19 protein-coding genes and 3 pseudogenes are annotated in these 24,965 nt (G+C 71.4%); 9 read left to right on the forward strand and 13 right to left on the reverse strand.

Features of this window, described 5'->3' with window-relative positions; all coding sequences use genetic code 11:
• Positions 1-12: 12 nt before the first annotated feature.
• From ACFY6S_RS05090 to ACFY6S_RS05130, 9 genes are all read right to left on the reverse strand, one after another.
• The gene (locus ACFY6S_RS05090) at positions 13-597 is read right to left on the reverse strand and encodes a GNAT family N-acetyltransferase (RefSeq protein WP_388822995.1); all 585 of its coding nucleotides are present in this window, start codon (positions 595-597) and stop codon (positions 13-15) included.
• Between the two features lie 125 nt (positions 598-722).
• The gene (locus ACFY6S_RS05095; RefSeq protein ID WP_388822997.1) at positions 723-1,682 is read right to left on the reverse strand and encodes an LD-carboxypeptidase; all 960 of its coding nucleotides are present in this window, start codon (positions 1,680-1,682) and stop codon (positions 723-725) included.
• The gene (locus tag ACFY6S_RS05100) at positions 1,679-3,709 is read right to left on the reverse strand and encodes a prolyl oligopeptidase family serine peptidase (RefSeq protein WP_388822999.1); all 2,031 of its coding nucleotides are present in this window, start codon (positions 3,707-3,709) and stop codon (positions 1,679-1,681) included. The genes ACFY6S_RS05095 and ACFY6S_RS05100 overlap by 4 nt, the downstream gene beginning before the upstream one ends.
• Positions 3,710-3,717: 8 nt before the next feature.
• Positions 3,718-5,058, reverse strand: a complete 1,341-nt coding sequence (locus tag ACFY6S_RS05105; protein WP_388823843.1) for a M20/M25/M40 family metallo-hydrolase — start codon at positions 5,056-5,058, stop codon at positions 3,718-3,720.
• A 1-nt stretch (position 5,059) separates the two neighbouring features.
• On the reverse strand, positions 5,060-5,893 hold the full coding sequence (locus ACFY6S_RS05110; protein ID WP_388823001.1) for a M55 family metallopeptidase: 834 nt from the start codon (positions 5,891-5,893) through the stop codon (positions 5,060-5,062).
• Between the two features lie 215 nt (positions 5,894-6,108).
• Positions 6,109-6,834, reverse strand: coding sequence for a class I SAM-dependent methyltransferase (locus tag ACFY6S_RS05115; RefSeq protein ID WP_388823003.1), 726 nt, complete (start codon positions 6,832-6,834; stop codon positions 6,109-6,111).
• A 103-nt stretch (positions 6,835-6,937) separates the two neighbouring features.
• A complete protein-coding gene (locus ACFY6S_RS05120; protein WP_388823005.1) occupies positions 6,938-9,376 on the reverse strand; it encodes a SpoIIE family protein phosphatase in 2,439 nt (812 codons plus the stop codon).
• Positions 9,377-9,510: 134 nt separating this feature from the next.
• Entirely contained in the window at positions 9,511-12,006 is a 2,496-nt protein-coding gene (locus ACFY6S_RS05125; protein ID WP_388823007.1) for an MFS transporter, read from the reverse strand.
• Between the two features lie 252 nt (positions 12,007-12,258).
• Positions 12,259-12,756: an SRPBCC family protein gene (locus ACFY6S_RS05130; RefSeq protein ID WP_388823009.1), complete on the reverse strand. Its 498-nt coding sequence runs from the start codon at positions 12,754-12,756 to the stop codon at positions 12,259-12,261.
• 138 nt (positions 12,757-12,894) lie between these two features.
• Between ACFY6S_RS05130 and ACFY6S_RS05135 the strand changes: the two are divergent.
• Together ACFY6S_RS05135 and ACFY6S_RS05140 are read left to right on the forward strand one after the other, a co-directional pair.
• Positions 12,895-13,083: pseudogene (locus tag ACFY6S_RS05135) on the forward strand (radical SAM protein); the annotation flags it as partial.
• A 95-nt stretch (positions 13,084-13,178) separates the two neighbouring features.
• Positions 13,179-14,110: pseudogene (locus tag ACFY6S_RS05140) on the forward strand (transposase); the annotation flags it as partial.
• A 23-nt stretch (positions 14,111-14,133) separates the two neighbouring features.
• Here ACFY6S_RS05140 and ACFY6S_RS05145 read toward each other — a convergent pair.
• A complete protein-coding gene (locus tag ACFY6S_RS05145) occupies positions 14,134-14,658 on the reverse strand; it encodes a hypothetical protein (protein ID WP_388823011.1) in 525 nt (174 codons plus the stop codon).
• Positions 14,659-15,530: 872 nt separating this feature from the next.
• Here ACFY6S_RS05145 and ACFY6S_RS05150 point away from each other — a divergent pair.
• The gene (locus ACFY6S_RS05150) at positions 15,531-15,740 is read left to right on the forward strand and encodes a hypothetical protein (protein ID WP_388823845.1); all 210 of its coding nucleotides are present in this window, start codon (positions 15,531-15,533) and stop codon (positions 15,738-15,740) included.
• 782 nt (positions 15,741-16,522) lie between these two features.
• Here ACFY6S_RS05150 and ACFY6S_RS05155 read toward each other — a convergent pair.
• Positions 16,523-17,020, reverse strand: coding sequence for a hypothetical protein (locus ACFY6S_RS05155; protein ID WP_388823013.1), 498 nt, complete (start codon positions 17,018-17,020; stop codon positions 16,523-16,525).
• Between the two features lie 132 nt (positions 17,021-17,152).
• Complete coding sequence (locus ACFY6S_RS05160) at positions 17,153-17,674, reverse strand: RHS repeat-associated core domain-containing protein (protein WP_388823015.1); 522 nt, start codon at positions 17,672-17,674, stop codon at positions 17,153-17,155.
• 197 nt (positions 17,675-17,871) lie between these two features.
• Here ACFY6S_RS05160 and ACFY6S_RS05165 point away from each other — a divergent pair.
• The 3 genes and pseudogenes from ACFY6S_RS05165 to ACFY6S_RS05175 form a co-directional block, all read left to right on the forward strand.
• A pseudogene (locus ACFY6S_RS05165) lies at positions 17,872-18,317 on the forward strand (XRE family transcriptional regulator); the annotation flags it as partial.
• A gap of 5 nt (positions 18,318-18,322) precedes the next feature.
• Positions 18,323-18,793, forward strand: coding sequence for an NUDIX domain-containing protein (locus tag ACFY6S_RS05170; protein WP_388823017.1), 471 nt, complete (start codon positions 18,323-18,325; stop codon positions 18,791-18,793).
• A 152-nt stretch (positions 18,794-18,945) separates the two neighbouring features.
• Positions 18,946-19,506, forward strand: a complete 561-nt coding sequence (locus tag ACFY6S_RS05175; protein ID WP_388823019.1) for a GNAT family N-acetyltransferase — start codon at positions 18,946-18,948, stop codon at positions 19,504-19,506.
• Here the strand turns inward: ACFY6S_RS05175 and ACFY6S_RS05180 are convergent.
• Positions 19,455-20,021, reverse strand: coding sequence for an adenylosuccinate lyase (locus tag ACFY6S_RS05180; protein ID WP_388823021.1), 567 nt, complete (start codon positions 20,019-20,021; stop codon positions 19,455-19,457). The two genes, ACFY6S_RS05175 and ACFY6S_RS05180, sit on opposite strands and share 52 nt — an antisense overlap.
• Before the next feature lie 312 nt (positions 20,022-20,333).
• On the opposite strand from ACFY6S_RS05180, the gene ACFY6S_RS05185 reads away from it, so the two are divergent.
• The 3 genes from ACFY6S_RS05185 (at position 20,334) to ccrA (ending at position 24,965) form a co-directional block, all read left to right on the forward strand.
• Positions 20,334-22,241: a 3-hydroxyacyl-CoA dehydrogenase family protein gene (locus ACFY6S_RS05185; RefSeq protein ID WP_388823023.1), complete on the forward strand. Its 1,908-nt coding sequence runs from the start codon at positions 20,334-20,336 to the stop codon at positions 22,239-22,241.
• A gap of 130 nt (positions 22,242-22,371) precedes the next feature.
• A complete protein-coding gene (locus ACFY6S_RS05190) occupies positions 22,372-23,184 on the forward strand; it encodes a TetR family transcriptional regulator (protein ID WP_388823025.1) in 813 nt (270 codons plus the stop codon).
• A gap of 407 nt (positions 23,185-23,591) precedes the next feature.
• Positions 23,592-24,965 (forward strand): crotonyl-CoA carboxylase/reductase, encoded by a 1,374-nt coding sequence (ccrA, locus tag ACFY6S_RS05195; protein WP_388823027.1) that lies wholly within the window; start codon positions 23,592-23,594, stop codon positions 24,963-24,965.

The raw sequence follows: 24,965 nt of genomic DNA on the forward strand, positions 1-24,965 counted from the left end.
GCCGCCCGCCCGTCAGCGGCCCGGGCCCGGCACCATCTCCGCGGTGATCGCCCAGCGCTCGTGGCCCCGCCAGGCCCCGTCGATGTGCAGGAAGTCCGGCGAATACCCCTCCCGCCGGAATCCGGCCCGCCGTACGAGAGCGAGGGAACCGGTGTTGGCGGGCTGGATGTTGGCCTCCAGGCGGTGCAGCGCGAGCGGGCCGAAGGCATGGCGCAGGACCAGGCCGAGTCCCTCGCTCATCAGCCCGCGCCCGGCCGCGTGCGCGAAGGCGCCGTAGCCGAGCGCGCCGCAGCGGAAGGCGCCGTGGACGATGTTGTTGATGTTGATGAATCCGGCGATCCGGCCGTCGTCCCCGGCGCAGACGAGATACCCCGCCCGGGCGGGGTCCTCGATGAGCCGGCCCGCGTACGCGGCGTACGCCTCCGCGTCCCGGGGCGGAGCCAGCCACGGTGCGTGCAGTTCCCGGCTCTCGCGGGCGCGGGCGGTGAACTCCTCCGCGTCGGCGTACCGGAAGGGGCGTACGAAGGCACGGGGGCCGGCGCCGAGCGGTGTCGGGGGCACGGGCGGGGACGGGAGCCGGGCGGCGCGGTCGGACATCCCGCCACCCTAGGGCGTGTCGCCACCGGTCCCCGTCCGCCGGGCCGTCAGGTCAGCGCCGGGCCATCAGGTCAGCGCCGGTCCGTCCAGGACGAGCGCCGGTCCGTCAGGTCAGTGCCCGGCCGTCAGGTCAGCGCCGGTCCGTCCAGGACGAGCGCCGCGCGCCCCTCCCCCGGCGGCGCCTCCAGTACCCCGGGGACACCGAGCGGCACCGTCAGCGCCGTGTCCGCGTGGCCGAAGCCCAGTTCCTCCACGACCGGCACGCCCAGCGGCCCCAGCCGGTCGAGCAGCACCGCGCGCACCTGCTCGTAGGGGCCGCACCGGGCCCAGGAGCCGAGGGCGATCCCGGCGACGCCGTCGAGCCATCCGGAGCGCAGCAGTTGGGTGAGGATGCGGTCGAGGCGGTACGGCTCCTCCCCGATGTCCTCGATCAGCAGCAGCCCGCCCGCCGCCGAGGGCCGCGCGTGCGGCGTGCCCAGCTCCGCGGCGAGCAGGCTGACGCAGCCGCCGAGCGTCACCCCGGCCGCCCGGCCGGGAATCAGGGTGCGGGCGGTGTCCGGGGCGAGGGTGCGTACCGACTCGGGCGCGAAGAGCGTGGAGCGCAGCGACTCCTGGGTCGTGGCGTCCTTGAGGAACGTGACGGCGGCGGTCATGGGGCCGTGCAGGGTGGCCAGTCCCATCCGTACGGCGAACGCCTCGTGCAGCGCGGTGATGTCGCTGAAGCCGACGAAGACCTTCGGGCCGGCCGCGCGCATCGCGGTCCAGTCCAGCAGCTCCACCACGCGCTGCGCCCCGTACCCGCCCCTGGCGCACAGCACCGCGCTCACCGAGGGGTCGCACCAGGCGTCCTGGAGGTCCCTGGCGCGGTCCTCGTCCGTGCCCGCGAGATAGCCGAACCGGGGGTGGCGGTCCAGGACATGGGGGGCCACGACCGGGTCGAGGTCCCAGCCGCGCAGCATGTCCAGCCCCGACTGGAGGCGTTCCTCGGGTACGGGACCGCTGGGCGCCACGACGGCGACCCTGGCGCCGGGGCGCAGCCGCGCGGGCCGGGTCAGCGGTGCGAGAGCCGTGGTCCCGGTGGTCATCGCTCCAGCTCCAGTCGCGGCACGTCGTCACGGACGATGCCGAAGGTCTGCGCGTACAGGGACAGTTCGGCCTCCAGCGCGCGGACCATGGTGTCGGCCCTGCGGAAGCCATGCCCCTCGCCCTCGAAGGCGAGGTACGCGTGCGGGATCCCGCGTCCGGCCACCGCGCCGAGGAAGCGTTCGCACTGCGCGGGCGGGCAGATCACGTCGTCGAGCCCCTGGAGCAGCAGGAACGGCGCGGTGATCCGGTCCACCCGGTGCAGCGGCGAGCGCTCCCGGTAGCGCTCGGGGACCTCGGCGAGCGGTCCGACGAGCGATTCCAGGTACTGGGACTCGAAGTCGTGGGTCTCGTCGGTGGCCCAGCCCAGCAGATCCAGGATCGGATAGCTGATGGTGCCGCAGGCGTAGACGTCGGTGGAGGTCAGCGAGGCGGCCGCCGTCCAGCCGCCCGCGCTGCCGCCGCGTACGGCGAGCCGGGCGGGGTCGGCAGTGCCCTCCGCCGCGAGGGCTCCGGCGACGGCCGCGCAGTCCTCGACGTCGACCACGCCCCACTGCTCGCGCAGCCGGTCGCGGTACTCCCGCCCGTAGCCGGTGGAGCCGCCGTAGTTGACCTCGGCGACGCCGATGCCCCGTGAGGTGAAGTAGGCGATCTCCAGATCGAGCACGAGCGGGGCGTGGCCGGTGGGCCCGCCGTGCGCCCACACCACGTACGGGGGCAACTCGCCCTCGGGCGCGGACCGTTCGGGGTGGTGCGGCGGGTAGATCTGGGCGTGGATGTCCCGGCCGCCGGGTCCGGTGAAGGTACGGAGCCGGGGCTCGGGGTAGTACGCCGGGTCCACCGCGTCGTGGTGCGCCGCGCCGATCACCCGGGCGTGTCCCGAGCCGGTGTCCAGCTCCACGACCTCGTAGGCACCGCGGGGTCCGGCGGCGACGCCGATCACCCGGTCGCCCTGGACGGCGAGGGTCGGCGCCCACTCGGTCCAGGGTCCGACCGCGTCCACCAGGTCGCCGGTCGCCGGGTCGAGGATGCCGAGGGCCGTCGTACCGCTGCCGTGGATGACGGCGACCAGTCCATTGGCCAGCGGGTGGAACCACTGGAGGCCGATCTTCCAGAGCGGCCCGCCGAACTCCTCGTTCCGGCCCGGGCACAGGACGGTGCTCGCGGCCACGTCCGGCACGCCCTCGGCCACCGGGGCGCGGTACAGCTCCCACCAGCCTCCGCTGTCGGAGACGAAGAGGAGTGAGCCGTCGGGGGCCCAGTCGACCTGGGCGACCGACTCGTCGGTGTCCCCGGCGACCGGCCGCACCCCCCGGAAGGGGCCGCTCCCGGTGACCTCGCCCAGCATCACCAGGGTGCCGTCCCAGGGCATCCGCGGATGGTCCCAGGCGATCCAGGCCGCGTGGCGGCCGTCCGGGGAGAGCCGGGGGCCGGTGACGAAGCGGTGCCGGTCGTCGGACAGCTCCCGCACGGCCGTACGGTCCTCGGCGGCCGAGCCGTCCAGCGGCACGGCCGCGATCACCCGCCGTACGTCGGTGGGGCCCTCGCCGGTGAACTCCTCCAGGACGCACCAGAGTTCGCCCCGGTCGAGCAGGATGCGGGGGTCGGCCCAGCGCAGCCCGCCGCCGGTCGCCGACACCGGTGTCAGCGGCCGGGGCGGCGCCGCGCCGTCCGGCTCGTACGCGTACAGCCGCTGGTCGGGGAAGTGGACGAAGACGACGAGCGGACCGCCGTCGACGCGCGCGGCCCCGGCCCACGGCATACCGCCGTACTCGATGACCCGGCTGCGGACGTTCCAGGGGGCCGGCAGCACCGGCTCCTCCCGGCCGTCGGCCCGCCGCCGTACCAGCGCGCGGCGGCCCGCCTCGGCCGGGCGCGGTTCGGTCCACCACACCTCGTCGCCGACGACCCCCGCGTACTCGGGCCGGCCGTCGCGCGAGGCGGCCAGCGCCGCGTCGACGGGCGACGGCCAGGTCCCGTACGGTCCGACGCGCACCGCGCCCCGTTCCGTGCTCTCCGCTCGCTCCACGAACGCTCCTAAGCGGTCTTCAGGTAGTGGTCGAGGACCCGGACGCCGAAGTGCAGCGCCGAGACGGGCACCCGCTCGTCCACGCCGTGGAACAGCGCCTGGTAGTCGAAGCCCGGGGGCAGCTTGAGCGGGGAGAACCCGTAGCCCGTGATACCCAGCCGGGAGAACTGCTTGGCGTCCGTGCCGCCCGACATGCAGTACGGCACGACGTGGCCGTCCGGGTCGAAGCGCTCGACGGCGGCGCGCAGCTTGGCGAAGGTGGGTGAGTCGACCGGCGCCTCGAGCGCGACCTCCCGGTGGTGGAACTCCCAGTCCACGTCCGGTCCGGTGAGCTGGTCCATGGTGGTGCGGAACTCCAGCTCGCCGCCCGGCACCATCCGTCCGTCCACATAGGCCGTGGCCTGCCCCGGGATCACATTGACCTTGTAACCGGCCTCCAGGACCGTCGGGTTGGCGCTGTTCCTTATGGTCGCCTCGACCAGCGCGGCGGCCGGCCCGAGCTTGCCCAGCAGATCGTCCGGGGCGAAGTCCGCCGCGTACACGTCGGTGTCGACGCCGTACAGCACGGCGAGTTCGGCGAGGGCGGCCCGTACGGTCGGGGTCAGCCGGACCGGCCAGGGGTGGTCGCCGATCCTGGCGATGGCGGCGGCGAGCCTGCTGACCGCGTTGGCGCGGTTCACCTTGGAGCCGTGCCCGGCCCGGCCGTGGGCGGTGAGCTTGAGCCAGCCGGTGCCGCGCTCCCCGGCGGCGATCGGGTAGAGGGCCATGCCGGGGCCCGCGTGGAAGGTGAAGGCGCCGGACTCGCTGATGCCCTCCGTGCACCCTTCGAACAGCTCGGGGTGCTGATCGGCGAGGAAGCCCGAGCCGTCCTCGGCGCTGGCCTCCTCGTCCGCCGTGTAGGCGATCACGATGTCCCGGCGCGGCCGGACGCCGGTCCTGGACCAGGCGCGCACGGCGGACAGGATCATCGCGTCCATGTTCTTCATGTCGACGGCGCCGCGCCCCCACACCACGCCGTCCCTGACCTCCCCGGAGAAGGGGTCCACGCTCCAGTCGGCGGCCTCGGCGGGCACCACGTCGAGGTGGCCGTGGACCAGCAGCGCGTCGGCGGACGGGTCGGTGCCCTCGATGCGGGCCACCACATTGGTACGGCCGGGGGTGCGCTCCAGCAGGACCGGCTCGATCCCGGCGTCGGCGAGCCGCTCGGCGACGTACTCGGCGGCGGGCCGCTCACGGCAGTCGCCGTCGCCCCGGTTGGTGGTGTCGATACGGATGAGTTCGGAGGTGAAGGTGACCACCTCGTCCAGCGCCGTCTCGTCGAGGGCGCCCCTCATGTCGTTGTGCGTCATGTCAGCCATACTGCTCCTCCACCGAGGCCGAGACGATCGTGGTGACCGCCTTGAAGGTCCGGATGGCCTCGTACATCGTCCCACTGGTGTAGGCGACCCGGCGCTCGGCGCTGGGCGCGACGCCCGGCACCACGGTGGCGACGTCGGACAGATGCGCCGCGTCGAACTCCATCTCCACCGTGAACGGCCCGCCGTCGACGGGCTCGTGCCGCCGGGCGAGCGCCGTCGCGAGCTTCGCGGCGGCGCGGATGTCGGCGGCTGTGCGGGCCGGGGTCCGGCAGACCGCCGCGTACCGCGACACATGGTCCTTCACCGCCACCTTGTGCGCCTCCGGCGCGTATCCGATCGCGTCCTCGCAGGTCAGGTCGTCGCCGGTGACCAGGATCACGGGCACGCCGAACTCCGCGACCACCCGTGAGTTCAGCAGCCCCTCACTGGCCCGTACGCCGTTGAGCCAGACCCCGGTGAGGGAGTTGGCGAGATAGGTGTGGGCGAGGACGCCCTCGGCCCCGGCCCCGGTGTGGTAGCCGACGAGCGCGATGCCGTCGACGTCGCCGTGCTGCACGCCCTCCACCATGGAGAGCGCCTTGTGCCGTCCGGTCAGCATCTGCGCGCGCTCGTCCAGCCGCTCCAGCAGCAGATTGCGCATGGTCCAGTGCGCCTCGTTGATGAGCACCTCGTCCGCGCCGCCGTCGAAGAAGCCGAGGACGGCGGCGTTGACGTCGGAGGTGAACAGGGCACGGCAGCGTTCCCACTGCGGAGTGCCCGGCAGCACATCGGCCGGCCAGGTCACCCCCGTGGCGCCTTCCATGTCGGCGCTGATGAGGATCTTCATGGTGCGCGCCATCCTCCCGGATCGGGCGGCCGACGGGGCCGTCTGCGTCGACCGGTGAGTTCGGTCTCACCGGCCGTCCCAGTAGATCACTCCGACCCGCCCCGTACCGAGCCCACCCCGTGCCGAGGGGGTCGCGGGGCGGGTCGGGGCACGCGGCGGGCCGGGCGCGAGAGGCGCGGATCCACCGGCGCCGGGTCACACCGGCGCGGGCGCGCTCACTCCTTCGCGTTCGCGAGGACGAACCACCGCGCCGGCAGCTCGATCCGTGTGCCGTCCGCCAGCTGCTCCGTCTGCGGCAGAGGCGCGTCCCCCGACGCCAGTACGGTCAGCCCCGCGGCGCCCAGCACTTCCGCCACCTCCTCGTCCCCCGCCTCGGCCGGCGTGAGGCCGTGCGCGAAGACCCGCCGCAGCTTTTCGGGCGGGCCGCCGGGGCCCTCCGCAGCCTGCCGGAGGACGGCTTTGGAGGCGCTGGTCAGCTCCGTGACGAAGGCCCGTCCGCGCGAGCCGAGCAGCGTGGCGACCGCGCCCGCGACGCGGACCCGGTCATGGGGCTCGCTCTGGTGGATGACCGCCCGCATGTAGACGTTCGTGTCCCCGATCCGCTCGCGCAGCCCGAGCACCGCGTCGTGGTCGACCAGATCGAGCTGCTCGAACTCCGCCACGCCCGCCGGGTCGGCGCGGCGGGCGTGGTCGACCGCCGCCTGCGAGAGGTCCACCCCGATCGCCCGGGCGAAGCGCGTGGCGAGATACCGGGTCTGGGTGCCGCTGCCGCAGCCGAGGTCGACCACCGGCAAGGCGGCGTCGGCGTGCGCGAGCAGGAGTTCGCTGTGCGGCTCGGCGGAGAAGGAGGGGGCGGAGTCCCAGATGGCCTCGCCCGGGGCGTCGGAGGTCTCGCGCCAGTAGCTTTCCCACGACTCGCGGTAGCGTGGTGATACGTCCATGGTGTCTCCCCAACTCAGGCTCGCTCCTGGGCGAGTTGCAGAGACCGGACTACGTTCGCCAGGGCGGTCGGGGCAAGCCCGCCGCGCCCTTCTTCACCGTCCTTCACCGTCCGTACGCACCGGACCCCACCTTCGGGCCGAGCGCCAGTTCGAACCAGACGGTCTTGCCGTGCGCGGACGTGCTGGTGCCCCACTCGCGCGCGAGACTGCTCACCACCCGCAGCCCGCGGCCGAACTCGTCGTCACGGCCCGCGTCCAGCAGCGCCGCGGGGGCCGGCTCGTCGTCGCGTACCTCGCACAGCAGGGCGTCCGTACGGACCAGGCGCAGCCCCACCCGACGGGAGCGGGCGTGGTTCACCGCGTTGGTGACCAGTTCGCTGACCATGAGCTGCGCCGAGTCGACCGCGCCGGGCAGCCCCCAGTCCAGCAGCTGACGGCGCACCAGCCGCCGGGCCCGCCCCACCTCCCTCGGATCCAGGGCGAGTTCGAACTCCGCGACGTCCTCGTCGTCGATCCCGTTGAGCCTGGCCATCAGCAGCGCCACATCGTCCTTGCGCCCCTCGCGGGTGTTGAGGGCGCGGATGATGGTGTCGCAGGCGTCGTCCATCGAGGCGGCGGGGTGGGCGGCGGAGGCGCAGAGCGCGGCGAGTCCGTCGCCGATGTCCGCGCCGCGCACCTCGACCAGGCCGTCGGTGCACAGCACCAGCCGGTCGCCGGGCCGGACCGCGAACGTGGCCGTCTCGAAGGCCACTTGGCCGACCCCGATCGGCGCGCCGGTCGGTACGTCGAGCACCTCGCCGCTCCCGTCATCGGCGCGGACGAGCACGGGAGGGATGTGTCCGGCGTTGGCGATCTGGATCTCGGACCTGATCGGGTCGTAGACCGCGTAGAGACAGGTCGCGAGGTACAGCTCACCGAGCCGCTGCGCCAGGTCGTCCAGGTTGCGCAGCAGTTGGGCGGGCGGCATCTCCATCGTCGCCATGGTCTGGACGGCGGTCCGCAACTGGCCCATCATCGCCGCCGAGTTGAGGCCGTGGCCCATGACGTCGCCGACGACGAGCGCGGTGCGCGAGCCGGGGAGTTTCACCGCGTCGAACCAGTCACCGCCGATCCGGCCGAGCAGGGCGCCCGGCAGATAGCGGGTGGCGATGTCGCAGCCCGCCATGCGCGGCGCGACCTTCGGCAGCATGCTGTCCTGGAGGGTCTCGGCGACGTTCTCCTGGTAGGTGTACATGCGGGCGTTGTCGAGCACGAGCCCGGCGCGGGCGGCGAGTTCGGCGCCGGTCGTGCGGTCCATGGCGTCGAACGGCTCGCGCTCGGCCCTGCGCATCAGCACCATGAAGCCGAGCACCACGTCCCGCGCCTTCAGCGGTACGAGAAGCATCGACCGGTGGTTGATGAGCGGGCGCAGATCGCGCTTCTCGAACTGCGCGGAGATCCGGTTGCCGACCTCCTCGCTGATGCGCGGTATGAGTACGGGCTCACCGGTCACCATGCACTGGAAGAACGGGGTGTGTTCCGGGAAGGCGATGGCCTCGCCGACCGGCACCGTGTCGTCCCAGCGTCCCGGCTCGTCGTTGTGTTCGACCCAGACCCGGTGCCAGACGGTGGTCACGTCCGGGACGCCGTCCGGGAACCCCTCGCCGGCGAGGACGGCGGCGCGCAGATGGGTGCCGGCGAAGTCGGTGAAGCGCGGGACGGCGGCGCTGGTGACCTCCCGGATGGTGTCGGCCAGATCGAGGGAGGAGCCGATGCGGCCGCTGACCTCGTTCAGGAACTCCAGCCGCTCGCGCACGGCGGCGTATTCGAGGTCGAGTTCGGGCCGTGGCGCCGCCCGCCGAGGGAGCCGTCCGGTGTCGGGACGCGGGTCGTCGGCCGCGTACCGTTCGGGCGAGCGGCGCGGCACTCCCCAGTCGGGGGTGACGGGCACCCGGTCGTGCCGGCTGAACTCCAGCACCGGATAGCCCATGTCGAGCACCTGGGTGACGATGCGGGTGGACTCGGCGGGGCTCATGCTCGGCAGGATGTCCGGCAGCCGCCCGGCCAGCGCGTCCGCTTCGGGGAACTCCGTGTGCAGGGCGAAGCCCGGGGTGATCCGCAGATGCGCCGACTCCCGGTCGTCCTCCCCGGCCGTGAACCCGCCGGCGTCCGCCGCCAGGACGAGATGGCGCCCGGGACCGGGGCCGATCAGCGGATAGGCCCACCACAGCACATCCGTCCGGCCGCGCCCGGGATCGGACACCTTCGCGCATCCGGCGGTGGGGTAGGCGCCCCGGGCGTGCAGCCCGGGGCCCCACTCGTCGTCGGGGTCGTACCCGCCGTGGGCGACGCCCCGTTCGTCCTCGGCCAGCGCGCCCGCGACCGGCATCAGGTCGGCGGCGGGGCGGCCGACGGCGTCCTCCCTCACATGCCCGAACAGCCGCCGCGCACCGGACGACCAGTGCGACACCAGGCCGTCCCCGTCCACGACAACCACGGCGAGCGGGATTCTTCCGGCCGTGGCGAGCCGCTGCCGCGGCCCCGGCGGAATGCCACTGTCCATGGGTGGGAGGCTCCTTCCCTGCCGCCGGAATCCGCGGCTCGTCCTCCACGGTACGGCCCTCGGCCGACTGTTCGCCGGGCATTGAACCAATAGGTTGTGCGCCCGCGCACAACCGCCGATTGACTGAATTTCAGTCAGTCCTCGTGGCCCAGCAGGAGGTCCCGTTCGGTCCGTCCGCCGCCCGCCATCCGGAGCACCGTGGCGACCGGCGGATAGCCCGCGGCGATCACGGTGTACTCGCCGGACGAGAGGTCGACGAAGCGGAAGGTGCCGTCGAGTCCGGTGGTGAGGGTGTCCACCACATTGCCCGCCGCGTCGAGGAGAGTGACCCGCGCGTCCTCGACCGGACGGCCGCCGCCGGCGCGGACGGTGCCGCGCAGCACGGCGCCGCCCGCCAGTTCGATGTCCTGCCGGGTCTCGCGTGACGCCTGCACACTGACGGGCAGCGCGGCGGGCCGGAAGGCGGGCGCGCTGGCCGCGAGGGTGTACTCCCCCGCCACCAGTTCGGAGATCACGTAACCGCCCTCCCGGCCGCTGCGGGTGGACGCCACGACGTCTCCCCGTACGTCGGTGAGGGTCACGGCGGCGTCGCCCACCGGGGTGCCGTCTGCGGTGCGGACCGCTCCGGCGAGGCGTCCCGCGCCGCCGAGCACGACGTCCAGCTCGACGGGCCGTTCGCCGACGGTCACCGTGACGGCCTGGGGCTGGTGGCCGCCGGCCGCCGCGATCATCACGTACGACCCGGAGCCGGGCACGCTCAGCGCGTACCGCCCGTCAGCGCCGCTCGCCCCGCGGCCGATCTGCTGACCCTGGACGTCGATGAGGGTGAGCGCGGCGCGGGGCACGACGGTGCCGTCGTGGTGCTGGACGGTGCCGCAGACGGCGACCCCCGGGGTGGGCGGGGCGGCGGCGGGCGCGTACCGCGGCTCCGGGAGGACGGTGCGCGCGGCGGGGACCGCGCCGGACTCGGCGGCGGGGGCGTTCTGGGACACCAGCGGTTTCTCCTTGAGGAAGAAGGTGATCAACAGGCCGAGGGCGAGCACCGGCACGAGATAGAGGAAGATCCGGGGCATCGCGTCGGCGTACGCCTGGACGTAGCCGTCCCGCACGGCGGGTGGCAGGGCGTGGACCGACTGCGGGGTGATGGACCCGGCGCTCAGCGCCCCGGCCCCGGCGGGGACCCGTTCGGCCAGCGCGTCGGTGAGCCGCCCGGCGAAGAGCGTGCCGAAGACGGCCGCCCCCACGCTGCCGCCGATCTGGCGGAAGTAGTTGGTGGCGCTGGTGGCGGCGCCGAGGTCGGACGGCGGTACGGCGTTCTGCACGGCGAGGACGATCACCGGCATCACCAGGCCCATCCCGAGGCCGAGCACCGCCTGCGCGACGCCGCACTCCAGCCGGGAGGTCCCCACCTCCAGCCGCGACAGCAGCCACATCCCGAGCACCGACAGCGCGCCGCCGAGCACCGGGAAGCGCTTGTAGCGGCCGGTGCGGGTGATCAGCCGGCCGGAGCCGACGGAGGCGACGACGATGCCGCCCATCATCGGGAGCATCAGCAGCCCCGACTCGGTGGCGCTGGCCCCGTCGACCATCTGGAGGAAGGTCGGCAGGTAGCTGGCCGCGCCGAACAGCGCCACCCCCACGACCATGCCGACCACGCCGCACACGGCGAAGACCGGGTCGCGGAACAGCCGCAGCGGGATGATCGGTTCGGCGGCGCGGTGCTCGACGGCCACGAAGAGCAGGGCGCTCACGGCCGCGCCCGCCGCCAGCCCCAGGATGACGCGGGAGCCCCACGCGTACTCCGTACCGCCCCAGCTGGTCAGCAGGACCAGACAGGTGGACGCGGCGGCGAGCAGCAGGGCGCCGAGGACGTCGAGCCGGGCGCGGACCGCCGGCCGGGGCAGTTTGAGCACCACGCTGACGACGGCGAGGGTGACCAGCCCGAAGGGCACGTTGAAGTAGAAGCACCAGCGCCAGGAGACGTGGTCGGTGAAGAAGCCGCCCAGCAGCGGGCCGGCCACCGAGGCCACGCCGAAGGACCCGCCGATGAGCCCCATGTACTTGCCGCGCTCGCGGGGCGGCACGATGTCCGCGATGATCGCCTGCACCCCGATCATCAGCCCGCCGGCGCCGACGCCCTGGAGGGCCCGGAAGGCGATCAGCTGGTCCATCGTGCGCGACCAGCCCGCCAGCGCGGATCCGATGACGAAGACGACGATCGCGAACTGGAAGACGCCCTTGCGGCCGAAGAGGTCCCCGAGCTTGCCGTAGACCGGCAGTCCGACCGTGGCGGTGAGCAGATACGCGGTGATCGCCCAGGACATCCGGTCCAGGCCCTGGAGATCTCCGACGATCTTCGGCAGCGCGGTCGCCACGATCATCTGTTCCAGCGCGGCGAGCAGCATGGCGAGCATCAGCCCGACGAAGACCAGCCGGACCTGGCGGGGACCGAGAGGGCCGGCGACGACGGCGCCGCCGCTCTCCGCGGGCGGCGGCGCGTCCCCGTCCGCCCCCCTGGTCGCTTCCTCGGCCGCTTCCCCGGTCACGACGGCGGGGAACGGCTCCGCGACCGGTCCGGCGCCCCCGTCCGCGTCCCGCTCGACGCCCTTCGCCAGAGTGGTCCCGCCCACGTACTGCTCCCCTCGTCACACCTGCGCGGCGTCATTGTTCACATCGCGCGCCGAGGGGGAGCAAGCGGGAATCCCCGCCCCGAAGGAGGGTGTGACGAGGGGAAGTTGGCCGGAGGGCCGACGGTAGCGAGGCGCTCATCAGGGGCTTTCCCGCGGCGTGTCGCACGGACGGCACACGGCGGCACGGTCACGACGCCGCGGGGAAGACCACTCGAATCGGTGACTCCGGCAACGATCTGCCGGAGGCGGTGCCTACGCCCCGGACCCGGTCTCCGGCGCGGCGCCGGGCTCGGTCGTGGTCTCGGCCTTCGTCTCCGTCTCCGCGGCGAGCTTCGCGAGCACCTCGTCGTAGATACGTCCCAGCCCCTTGGGGGCGAAGGTCCGCTCGAAGAAGCCGCCGACCCCGCCCGCGCCGTCCCAGACCGTGGTGACGACGGCCTTCGAACGGCCCTCTCCGGCCGGAGTGACGACCCACGTGGTGACCATCGAGGAGTTGCGGTCCTTCTCGACCAGCTGACCGTCGGTGGGCTCGGTCACCTCCAGCAGGCAGTCCCGAACGCGCTTGCTGGTGGCCTGGAGCTTCCAGTGGACGAGGGTGCCCTCACCGTCGCCGCCCTCCCGCACCTCGTACTCGCTGAACTGGCCCGGCAGAAGCTTCGCGCGGGTGTTCTCGTAGTCGGCCAGAGCATCGAACACCGTCTCCGGGTCCGCCGCGATGATTCGCTCCGTCGTGGCTTCGACCTGCGCCATGGATCTTCCTCCAGCACTCGGCATTTCGGTGGGGTGCGGCCACCCAACCACCCTCCGGCACGCCCGCCCAAATCCGGGCCCCGACGATCAAGGGAACAAGTGTTCTATTCTGTGCGCAGTGCTACAGAGGAGGCCCCCATGCGCTGGGACAATCTGGTCGAGAACACCTCGACGAACGGGCCGGCCGGGGACATCGCGCTCTTCCGTACGGACGCGGTGACCACCCGCACCTTCGACACGCCCGAATTCCGCGGCATCACCTTCCACGAGGTCCGCGCCCGTTCGATCGTGAACCGGGTGCCGGGGGCGTCCCGCATGCCGTTCGAACTCGGAGGCGTCGGGCGTCGCGGTGTCGACGACGGCCGCGACTGCACGGCTCCGGGCGTGGCGGCCGGCCTGCCGGCTCTCGCGGTGTGGGCGGTGTCGAGCGCCTGGTCGCCGCCGGCGAGTGGAACCCCGGCGACCTGGCTATTCTCCTGGTCCTGGACGCCGGTCACGACGTTCAGCGCCTGTCGGTCCTGCTGACGGACCTACCCCTTGAGCTGTTGGGCAGACTACGGTCGGACCGGGTGATGCGCGGGCCCACACCGCCGAGGATCTACGACCCGAAGGGCGCGCGGCCGCCCAAGCACAGCGGCGAGTTCGTCTTCGGCCAGCCGGACACCTGGGGCGAGCCCGACGTCCGGACAGTCACGGAGACGGAGCGGTACGGAACCTCGGTGGCTACTTCCTTCGACCGGCTCCACCCGCGGCTGACCCGCCGCGCGGCCTGGCTCACCCACCGGGACGAGCTGCCGATCATCGAGGGCACCGTGATCCGGCTCGAGGTCGACCGCCTGCGCAACGGAGCGGACCCCACGCCAGTCTGGCTGTGGTGGTCGGGCACCGGCGCGAACGAGACGGATGTCGACCGGCTCTGGCACGCGTTCCTGCGCAGATTCGATCTTGAGCACACCTTCAGAACGATCAAGCAGACGCTCGGGTGGACCCGCCCCAAGCTCCGTGATCCCGAGGCCGCCGACCGGTGGACTTGGCTGATCGTCGCCGCTCATACCCAACTCCGTCTCGTCCGTGGCCTGGTCACCGATCTCCGTCGTCCCTGGGAACGGCCGGCTCTGCCGAACAAGCTCGCCCCGGCCCGGGTGCGGCGCGGGTTCAGGAACCTCCGTTTGAAGTGCCCCCCGCCAGCCCGTGGGCCAAACCCACCAAACCCGGCCCGGGCCGCCCGCCCGGTGTGAAAAACCGACGCCGGGCCACCGTTCAGGACGTCGGTCTGGTCCTCAAGACCGGAGAAGCGCATTCGCGCCCCAGTCATCACAAGAAGGGCACCAGGTCCGGACGCTTCACGGGATGAGCGGCAGGCTCGGTGTTCCCGGATCAGGCTCGGAGCGGTGAGGCGTGGCTGCGGGCGATGGCCCGCAGCACCTCGTCGCGGTCCTTGGCCTGCTGCATCCATGTGGGCAGGCGGGCCACCACGGTCATCTTCCGACCGTGGTCATGCCAGGGAATCCCTCCACGCAGCGGCGCCTGCACGAATCGCCTGATCAGGTCCAGGTGTTCCAGGTTGTAGGCCCATACCCACCCGTGCCGGGTCTCGGTCTGCAGCCACAGACGGACGTCGAAGTACGGGTCCGTGGCCGGTTCGTCCCGGTCCCGGTCCCGGTCCCGGTCCCGGTGCAGGGCCACACCTCCACGCCTCCATTCCTTCGCCGCCCCGCAGTTTCGGCAGACGAGACGCCTTGGTGCAAAGAGGTCCGGATCGTGCACTCCGGCCGGCTCCGGTCCTGCCACAACGTGTGCGATCTTCTCGCAGCCGGGACAGCACACGAGGACCGACGCGAGGAAGTCGTACTTTGTGCTGCGTGGGTCCCAGGACCGATGGTGTGTGGAGATCGAACTCATCAGACCAGTATGTGAGCCAAGCACCGAAGGCTCCTACGGGATAAATCTCAAGCTCACCCTCGCTCTACCGGCCGGGCCCCGACCGGTGAACGTTGTCCTCCCGCCCAGCCGCCGGGCCGCCGAGCAGGACGCGGAACGGACGCGCAGCGCCCCGGCGGCCTGCTCGTCGACCGGACGGCCTGAGCGAACGCACAACCCAGTGGCACGAGACGATCGACGGCGCCCCGCGGACTGTCCTCCCCGACGGCCTCCGGCTCACCCTGCCCGCCGCGCGAACCGCCGCGGTGGCCGCGCTCGCCGCCGACGGCGTCGGGCAAGACACATCCGACCAGGTCAGAGGGTGGTCAAGCTACTACGCAGACGATGGGCAAGGTGGTTCAGGACAAGGTGGTTCAGGCTTCGCCGGAGGCAGGCAAGGGCCGGCTCCGCCACCCGAGCCGGACAACGATTGTGCGCGCGCTGGCCGATGGCGGGTACGGCAGAAACGGTTCCGGCGCTCTCGCGCCGCTCACCGTGGCAGAAATCCGGCGACTCCTGGCAGCTGACCGTCCCCCGGTGACACACCTTCGGCGCACCGGCCACGCACTGAACTGGTCACGCTGGCGCAGGCATCACCGGGCCATCGCCAGACGCTGCCACCACCGCCACCGAGGTCACGACATCCCGAACTGACGGACCATCAGCCAAATGGACTCAGGAAAACGGCTCTGACCAGCAGTGATAGCGAACCGCAACTGGAGCCCTTAGAGAGAGGGCCGGTACGGCCGGAACATCGTCCACCACGCGTTCGCCTCCACCACACTCCCGGAACTGCTCGGCGAAGACGGTGCCGGACAGCTCACCCGCGTCGCGGCAGCGGGACCCGCACGACACTGAGTCGATATCCCGGCGACGACTACCTGAAGTCCCTATTCACCGAACTGACCACGACCAGCGCGACGATTCGCGCCCACTGGCAACGCGGTGAAATCAGCGCATGGAGATCAGCGGAGAAGCACATGCGTCATCCCACTCGCGGCTGGCTGGGCTTCGACGAGATACTCCACGAGCCGACGAGGGTATCGGCGGGAGGGCGGTGGTGATCGGATGTGTCGGTGCGCCGCTTGTACTGCGAGAACCCGGACTGCTCCAAGGCCACGTTCGTCGAGCAGGTCCCCCGGACTGACGGTGCGCCACCAGCGGCCTACCCCCGCCCTGCGGAAGGTGATCGCGTCGGTCGCGACGCCCCTGGCCGGCAGAGCCGGGGACCGGCTGCTGCTCCGTCTTCACCGGACCCTGTTGTGGGCGAGCATGCCGGCCTGCTTGTTACGCATCCCCTGCCCGCCGCGGCAGTGCCCGCGGTGCTCTCATTTCGAGGCATCTTCCCCGAGCCGTTACGGGCGTCAGTCGTCACTCAACGTGTGCGTTTTACGGAAGTTCGGCCAGAACCACTACTGCTCGGTATGGCCAGCCGGCCGGTATGTCAACGGGCACGTGCTGGAAGTGAGCGGGGGTTGCGGTGGTGAGGTGAGATCAGGCAGACGGCTTGTGCGATTACCGACTGTATCGCGCTTGCATACCCGAGAGCCCCGCATCATCGTCACGCGGCATCCGGCAGCGGTGCACCGCGTCCACGAGGTCATGGGTTGCGACGGGAGGTTGCATTGCGGAGTTCGCGTTTGCCGCTGAAGGGTGCTCTCCGCCTCTTCCATAAGCGCGGTCAAGGTTCCGTTCCGAGTTGATGTGGCGTTCGCTGTCGGCTGTGCCCGGGGGCTCGGTGCGAACTCGGCCGCGCTGAAGATGGGCTGGCAGGCGCGGACGAGCCCCTGCGGCGACACCGGATGCGACGTCCGGCAACCCGTTGCTCTCAGCCATTCACCGTGGTCTACAACCGAACGGCGGGATCAATAGCTCTCACCACGTGACCACTCGTGATCCCGGCTTTACATGTCCAGACCGCGGTCTCGTGAAAAAAACCCACATGCAGACCACATTTGTGATCAGCGCAGACAGGCCAGACCACGCGATAGTGGCTCATGACGAATTCCTGCATTCCCTCCGCCATAACACCCAAAACCTCTCCCCAATCCGGCGTCGAGACCTCCATGGACTTGACGCGAACCACCCCGACCGGCCCCAAATCCGAGTCGCGCAGATAATCGATGTAACAAAACTCCTTCCCGGCGACCTCTTTTCCTGTTTCCTCCTCCACCGACCTGCCGATCATCTCAAAAGCGGTTTTCGCCATAGAAAAGGTTCGCGCGGTCCAGAGTTCGCAGAATTCCATTTCCGCAACTTCTCCGGATTCGCCATACATGTCGGACATCCATTTCAGTACCGCTTCCGGGGTTCCTTCCTCTTGCCGCCAGACTGCCCGCAGCATTCTGTCTCTCCAGTCCGAAAATTTCGACATCCTCGCCGCCTAACATAGATAGCGCATCGCCGGGGTGAGGGCTCCCGGCACTCCCCCCGGCGATGCACTTTTACGAGATTACCCGGATTCCACCTGAGGCTATCAGGTGAAAAGTCCGTAAACCTTCAGAGTTGGATTCTTTGCACATATGCCTTGCGCGGTGAATTTTCCGGAGAATTCAACGTTGTCTGTCCAGTCGAACCATGTTGTGACTCCGAGGACTTTGTATTTTCCGCGGTCAGGGTTCTTGTCCGTCGGAACCCCCCAAGAGCCATGGAAGGTGTAGGTGCCTGACTCCAGGTGGCCGTAGTTCTGATTTTTTCTGGCCCAATATCCCGGGAGGGCGATGCTGTACACGAATTTCAGAGAGCCATATTTTTTCCAGATACTCTTCAGCTTCACGTACCAAGTCAAGCTGCACTTGGATTTCCCACTGCAGTTTCGACTGATGCTCAACGTGTAGTTTTTTGTCTTCTTGTACTGATTGCGATATTTCAGCTCACCGGTGGTGTCCACTTGACCGATCGGGTCGGCGGGGTAGATATAGGCGCTGGTGTTGCCGCCGTAGACCGGGTCGGTCTGGAGGAAACGGCCGGTGGTCGGATCGTAGACCCGGACACCCATGAGCCGTAGAACGCTTACGGCGCCGCCCCGGGGATTCGGCGAGGTCCTCGGAGTCGGGGATCACGTCCCGGAGGATGCCGACACGCCCCGTGGCGTCCTCCACCTGTGCGCCGATGTCGTCGCGCGCGATCACCTGTGCCCCTCCGGGTGCCGCGTCAGGTAGACGGTGCAGTCGGACCGTGAAACTCTTCGCTCGGGCACAGCAGCGGATCGACGTGTTGGTGTACGCGGCTGTCTTCTTTCAAGAGGCGTACCCACGCCTCAATGACCTGCTGCGCGAGCGGGCCGCCGAGGGATGCAGATCCGGGCCGCTCTGGGCGATCCGGACAGTCCCATCGTCCAACAGCGTGGCCAGGAAGAGAAGTTCGGCCACGGCATTGAGTCTCGCTGTCGTCTCGCACTCATGCACTACCGACCGCTCATCGGTGTACCCGGCATTGAGATCCGGACGCACGGGACAACGCTCTACAACAGCCTGTACCGCTCCGACGACCACGTACTCGTCAACGCGCACGTCTGGGGCGTCAACGCCTATGAGGCGCCCGTGTGGCACCTCCGACGCGGTGCCGGGGGCGGGCTGTTCGACACCTGTGCGGGCAGCTTCAACGCCGCCTGGGAGACAGCCCGCCCTGTGGAAAAGTGACCACCGTGGCACGGACCGAGTACTTCGACGACCCGGGCGCACCGACGCCCAACAGCCTGGTCGTGGCCGCTTCCGCTGTCGTCACCGACGACAGGGGACGCGTCCTGCTCCAGCGGCGCAGGGACAACGGCCTGTGGGCGCTGCCCGGTGGGGGGATGGATATGGGCGACTCGCTGCCCGGCACGGCGGTGAGGGAGGTCAAGGAGGAAACCGGGCTGGACGTCGAGATCACGGGGCTCGTCGGCACGTACACGGACCCCCGGCACGTCATCGCGTACAGCGACGGAGAGGTACGCCGGCAGTTCAACGTGTGCTTCACAGCCCATATCACCGGCGGAACCCTGGCCATCTCGGACGAGAGCACCGAACTTCGCTTCGTCGAGCCCGAAGAACTTGACTCTCTGCCCATGCACCACACACAGCGGCTACGGCTCCGGCACTTCACCGAGCACCGGGCCGCGCCGTACCTGGGCTGACTTCCGCAATCTGCCCCGAAGAGAGGCGCGGGTTTCCCGCCACGCTCCTCCGGCCCTCCCGGAGGGGGCCCGCTTCAGCGCGCGGCGCCCCGGTCGCGCCCCCGGGCGAAATCCCCTGGCCCGTTGCCGGCGGCGTCGGGGAGGATGCCCGCATGAACGACCCCGCGCGCCCGCACATCAGGAAGATGACCGCCGACGACTGCCCGGCGGTCGCGGAGGTGAGGGTGCGCGGCTGGCAGCACGCGTACGCCGGGGTGGTGCCGCAGGCGTATCTGGACGCGATGAGCGTCGTGGAGGAGACGGCGGTCCGCCGCGAGCAGTTCGCCGGGGGCGCAGGACGGGCGGTCGACCTGGTGGCGGAGCGCGAGGGGCGGGTGGTCGGGTGGGGGTGTTACGGTCCCGGCCGCGACGAGGACGCGCCGCCCGGCGCCGCCGAGTTGTACACGCTCTACGTACTGCCCGAGCACCTGTCCACCGGGGTCGGCCGGGCGCTGATGGCCGCGCTCGCCGACCACGCGGAGGCGCGCGGCTGCCGGAGCCTGCGGCTCTGGGTGCTGACCGGCAATCAGCGGGCGCGGCGCTTCTACGCCAAGAGCGGTCTCGCGCCGGACGGCGCCGAGGGGTCCTTCGAGGTGGCCGGGGCCACGGTGCGCGAGCTGCGTTACGCGATGCGGCTGAGCGCCTCCTCGGCGGCGGCGGCGAGCCTCGGGTGAGCGCGAGCCGCTTCGAGTACCGTGCGCGCCCGGCCGTCGCCGAGTTGCCCCAGCCCCTCCACGCAGGCGAGCGCCACCCGCCAGTGCGGTTCGCCGGGCGCCAGCAGCCGGCCCAGGGTGGCGGTGAGCGCCGGTAGGGACTCGGGGGCGCGGAGTTCGGTGAGCAGCCGTACGGGGTGCAGCGCGTACGCCGTCCGCAGCGCGTTGGTCGCGAGCGCGGCGGCGGCCCGAGGGGTGCGTGGATCACCGAGCCTGAACAGGGCGTACGAGGCGCTGACGCAGCGCTCGGGGTCGCGGTGGTTGAGGAGCAGGACCAGCGCCTCGAAGGCCCGCCGGTCTCCCGCGCAGCCGAGCCGGAAGGCCGCGATCTCCCTGGCCCACAAGGGCTGTTGGGGTGCGGTGAGGACCGTGGCCAGCTCCTCCGTGTCCTCGGTGCCGATCAGCCGTTCGCAGGTGCCGGAGCCGCCGGACTCGCCGCGCACGCGGTCCGCGAGGGAGCGGAAGTCCTCATCCATACGGAGCAGCGTAGCGAGTCCGGTGACCGTGACGCACCGCACAGCGGACCGGTGGGCGCACCCCTCTGGCGCGCTCGTTACCCGTCGGTTAATCTCAAATGAGCGGATGAACTCCGCGACTTCGACGGCCTGGTGACGCAGCCGTCGCGAGTCCTGTCGCTGTCGGTTCAGCGGCTTCACGGCACGGTCCGCACGGGCCGTCCGCACGGCGCGGCCCCGGGACAGGGCCCGCCGCAGACCTCGCAACCCTCTTCACCCGCGCCGCCGTTCGCGCGCGCCCTCAGCCGTCACCCATCCCCCTGGAGTCCCCCGATGGACATCCGTACGGACACCCCTGCCGCGACCACCGCCGCCACCGCGACCGCGACCGACACCACCACCGCCCCGGCCACCACCGTCACCCCCGTCACCACCACCGCCTCCGCCTCGCCCGCCCCCGCCGCGCCCCTCTCCACCGTCGCCGTCGTCGGCCTCGGCACGATGGGGACCGGCATCGCCGAGCTTCTGGTCCTCTCCGGCCGCGAGGTGATCGGTATCGATCCCGACGCGGCGGCCGCCGCGCGGGCCGTGCGCACGCTGGAGGAGTCCACCGCGCGGGCGGTGGGGCGCGGGCGGCTCGACGCGCGGGAGCGGCTGACCGCGCTCGCCCGCTTCCGTACCTTCTCCGGCCCCCGGGCCGCCGCCGACGCCCCGTTGGTGATCGAGGTCGTGCCGGAGGAGTACGAGACCAAACGGCGGGTCCTGCGCGAACTGGACGGGATCGTCGCCCCCACCGCGATCCTCGCGACCGGCACGAACGCGCTGTCCGTGACCCGGCTGGCCGCCGGCTCGGCGCACCCCGAACGCGTGCTCGGCCTGCACTTCTTCCACCCCGCCCCCGCGATGCGCCTGGTGGAGGTGGTGTCGTCGGTGCTGACCTCACCGGCGGCCGTCGCTGCCGTCACCGCGCTCGCCCGCGCCCTGGGCAAGGAGCCGGTGGCCGTGGGCGACCGGCCGGGATTCGTCGCGGACGGGCTGCTCTTCGGCTATCTCAACCGGGCGGCGGCGATGTACGAGTCCGGGTACGCCTCGCGCGCGGACATCGACGCGGCGATGCGGCTGGGGTGCGGGCTGCCGATGGGGCCGCTCGCGCTGCTGGACCTGATCGGGATCGACACCGCCCGTACCGTGCTCGACGCGATGTACGCCGCGTCGCACGACCGGCTGCACGCGCCCACGCCCGTGCTCAGGCAGCTCAGCGACGCCGGGCTGACGGGCCGTAAGGCCGGGCGCGGCTTCTACACGTACGAGGCGCCCGGCAGCGGCACCCCGGTGACGGACGGGCTCACCCCGTCGCCCGCGGCGCCGGCCGCCCTGGGCCGGCCCGTCGCCTCGGTGGGCGTCGCCGGCTCCGGCACGATGGCGAGCGGCATCGCCGAGGTCTTCGCGACGGCGGGGTACGACGTGGTGCTCACCGCCCGCACCCGGGAGCGGGCGACGGCCGCCGTGGCCAGGATCGCCGCGTCCCTGGAGCGTGCGGTGACGAAGGGGCGGCTGACGCGGCAGGCCCGCGACGCCTCGCTGGAGCGGATCGCCCCGGCCGGATCGCTCGACGCGCTCGGCGCGGTGGACCTCGCCGTCGAGGCGGTGGCCGAGGACCTGGACGTCAAGCGGCAGCTGTTCGCCGCGCTCGACACGGTGTGCGCGCCCGGAGCGGTGCTGGCCACGACGACCTCCTCGCTGCCGGTGGTGGCCTGCGCCCGCGCGACCTCCCGCCCGCAGGACGTCCTCGGCATGCACTTCTTCAACCCGGCTCCGGCGATGCGGCTGGTGGAGGTGGTCCGTACGGTGCTGACCTGCGACAGCGCCCACGCCACCGTCCGCGAGGTGAGCGCGGCCGTCGGCAAGCACCCGGTGGACTGCGGCGACCGCGCCGGATTCATCGTCAACGCGCTGCTGTTCCCGTACCTCAACAACGCGGTCAGGATGGTCGGGGAGCACTACGCGACGATGGACGACATCGATGCGGCGATGCGCCTCGGCGGCGGCTATCCGATGGGCCCCTTCGAACTGCTCGACGTGGTCGGCCTCGATGTCTCGCTCGCCATCGAGCGGGGGCTGCACCAGGAGTTCCGGGACCCCTCGCTGGCCCCCGCGCCGCTGCTGGAGCAGTTGGTGGCGGCGGGGTGCCTGGGACGCAAGAGCGGGCGCGGTTTCCGTGAGTACGCCAAGCGCCGCTGAGCCGGCCCCCGGGCAAGACGGCGCACCCGCCCCTGAGCTGGGCGAAGAGAGGAACGCGGGGCGGGTCGGGACCGGGGGCGGGCCGCCCCCTCGGGCGCGCTCCGCGGCGTCGATGCAGTACGTTCACCTCATGTCCCAGCCCGCCAGGTCCGCCCGTTCCAGCAGCAAGTCCGACGTCCCCGAGAGCGCCGCGGGCACCCGCGCCGCCGCTCAGCGGCTCAAGATGCGCCGCGAACTGTCGGCGGCGGCCATGGAACTGTTCGCGACCAAGGGGTACGAGGCGACGACGGTCGACGAGATCGCCGCCGCCGCCGGGGTCGCCCGCCGCACCTTCTTCCGGCACTTCCGCTCCAAGGAAGAGGCGATCTTCCCGGACCACGACGACACGCTGGTGCGGGCGGAGGCGGTGCTCAACGCCGCCCCCGCGCACGAGCACCCGCTGGACACGGTCTGCCGGGGCATCAAGGAAGTCATGCGGATGTACGCGGGCTCCCCCACCGTCTCCGTGGCGCGCTACAAGCTCACCCGCGAGGTGCCCACGCTGCGGGAGGCGGAGATCGCCTCGGTGGCCCGCTACGAGCGGCTGTTCACCCGCTATCTGCTGGGTCACTTCGACGAGCGCGACCACACCGACGGCAATGACGACCCGCTGCTGGCGGAGGTGGCCGCGTCCGCCGTGGTCACCGCGCACAACCATGTGCTGCGCCGCTGGCTGCGGGCCGGCGGCCGCGGCGACGTCGAGACACAGCTCGACCACGCCTTCGCGATCGTCCGTGAGACCTTCGGCTCCGGTATCGGCGCGGGCCGCACCATGGGCGAGGCGCCCCGCCGCCCGGCGGCCTCGGCGCGCACCAGTGGGGACGTGCTGGTCGCGGTGGCCCACACCGATGCCCCGCTGGACGAGGTCATGCGGACCATCAAGCAGGCGCTCAAGAACGCCTGACCCCTCCTCCTTCCACGGTCGACCGGCCACCTGAAGTGCTCTTACGGCACTTCGGGCGGCGGGTGGTGCTCATGCGTGCCGCCCCTGCGTCAATTGAGACAAATTCTTGGCACCCAGTGCCTTGCCAGCTGTCACGGCGTGCCATACGTTGATGTTGTCCGGCTGTTCCCGCAAGCCCCCGGGCCTGCGCCCCGGACGCCTGCGTCACAGGCACCCGCGCGCCCACCCGGCGCCACCGCTCAGCACGTCAGCGCGATCAGCACGTCACGCACCGGGCGATCAGCACCACGTGATCAGCACCATCCGCCGAACCGACGGCACACCTCCATCCCGCGACCGGGCACCTCGCCGTCCGCCCGCGCGCCCCCAGCCGCACTCGCACCCTCAGCTTCGCCGGAGGCCATACCGTGAAGGAAATCCTGGAGGCGATCCAGTCGCCGGACAGTACGTCCGCCGACTTCGCCGCTCTGACCGTCCCCGAGTCGTACCGCGCGGTGACCGTGCACAAGGGAGAGACGGAGATGTTCGCGGGCCTTCCCAGCCGGGAGAAGGACCCCCGCGCCTCGCTGCACCTCGACGAGGTGCCGGTGCCCCCGCTCGGCCCCGGCGAGGCCCTCGTGGCCGTGATGGCCAGCTCGGTGAATTACAACTCCGTGTGGACCTCGCTGTTCGAGCCGCTGCCGACCTTCGGCTTCCTGGAGCGGTACGGCAGGCTGAGCGAGCTGGCACGGCGGCACGATCTGCCGTACCACGTCATCGGCTCCGACCTCGCCGGTGTCGTCCTGCGCACCGGTCCCGGGGTCAACGCCTGGCGGCCGGGCGACGAGGTGGTGGCACACTGCCTCTCCGTCGAACTGGAGTCGTCCGACGGCCACAACGACACGATGCTCGACCCCGAACAGCGGATCTGGGGCTTCGAGACCAACTTCGGCGGTCTGGCGGAGCTCGCGCTGGTGAAGTCCAACCAGCTGATGCCCAAGCCGCTCCATCTGAGCTGGGAGGAGGCGGCGGCCCCCGGCCTCGTCAACTCGACCGCGTACCGCCAGCTGGTGTCGCGCAACGGCGCCGGCATGAAGCAGGGGGACAACGTCCTGATCTGGGGCGCGAGCGGCGGACTCGGCTCGTACGCCACGCAGTTCGCGCTCGCCGGCGGCGCGAACCCGGTGTGTGTGGTCTCCAGCGACCGCAAGGCGGAGATCTGCCGCCGGATGGGCGCCGAGGCGATCATCGACCGCACCGCCGAGGGCTACCGGTTCTGGCAGGACGACCACCACCAGGACCAGCGCGAGTGGAAGCGCTTCGGCAAGCGCATCCGCGAACTGACGGGCGGCGAGGACGTGGACATCGTCTTCGAACACCCGGGGCGCGAGACCTTCGGCGCCAGTGTGTACGTCACCCGCAAGGGCGGCACGGTCGTCACCTGCGCCTCCACGTCCGGCTACACCCACGAGTACGACAACCGTTATCTGTGGATGTCGCTCAAGCGCATCGTGGGCTCGCACTTCGCCAACTACCGCGAGGCGTGGGAGGCGAACCGGCTGGTCGCCAAGGGCAGGATCCATCCGACGCTGTCGAAGGTGTACGCCCTGGAGGACACCGGCCAGGCCGCGTACGACGTGCACCGCAACCTCCACCAGGGCAAGGTCGGCGTGCTGGCGCTGGCGCCGCGCGAGGGGCTGGGGGTACGGGACGAGGAGCTGCGCGCCCGGCACATCGACGCGATCAACCTGTTCCGTGACGCGCCGGCGGAGCGGACCGATCAGCACCGCGGGAGCGTGTGA

Source organism: Streptomyces sp. NPDC012835, from assembly GCF_042900885.1.
Lineage (GTDB): Bacteria > Actinomycetota > Actinomycetes > Streptomycetales > Streptomycetaceae > Streptomyces.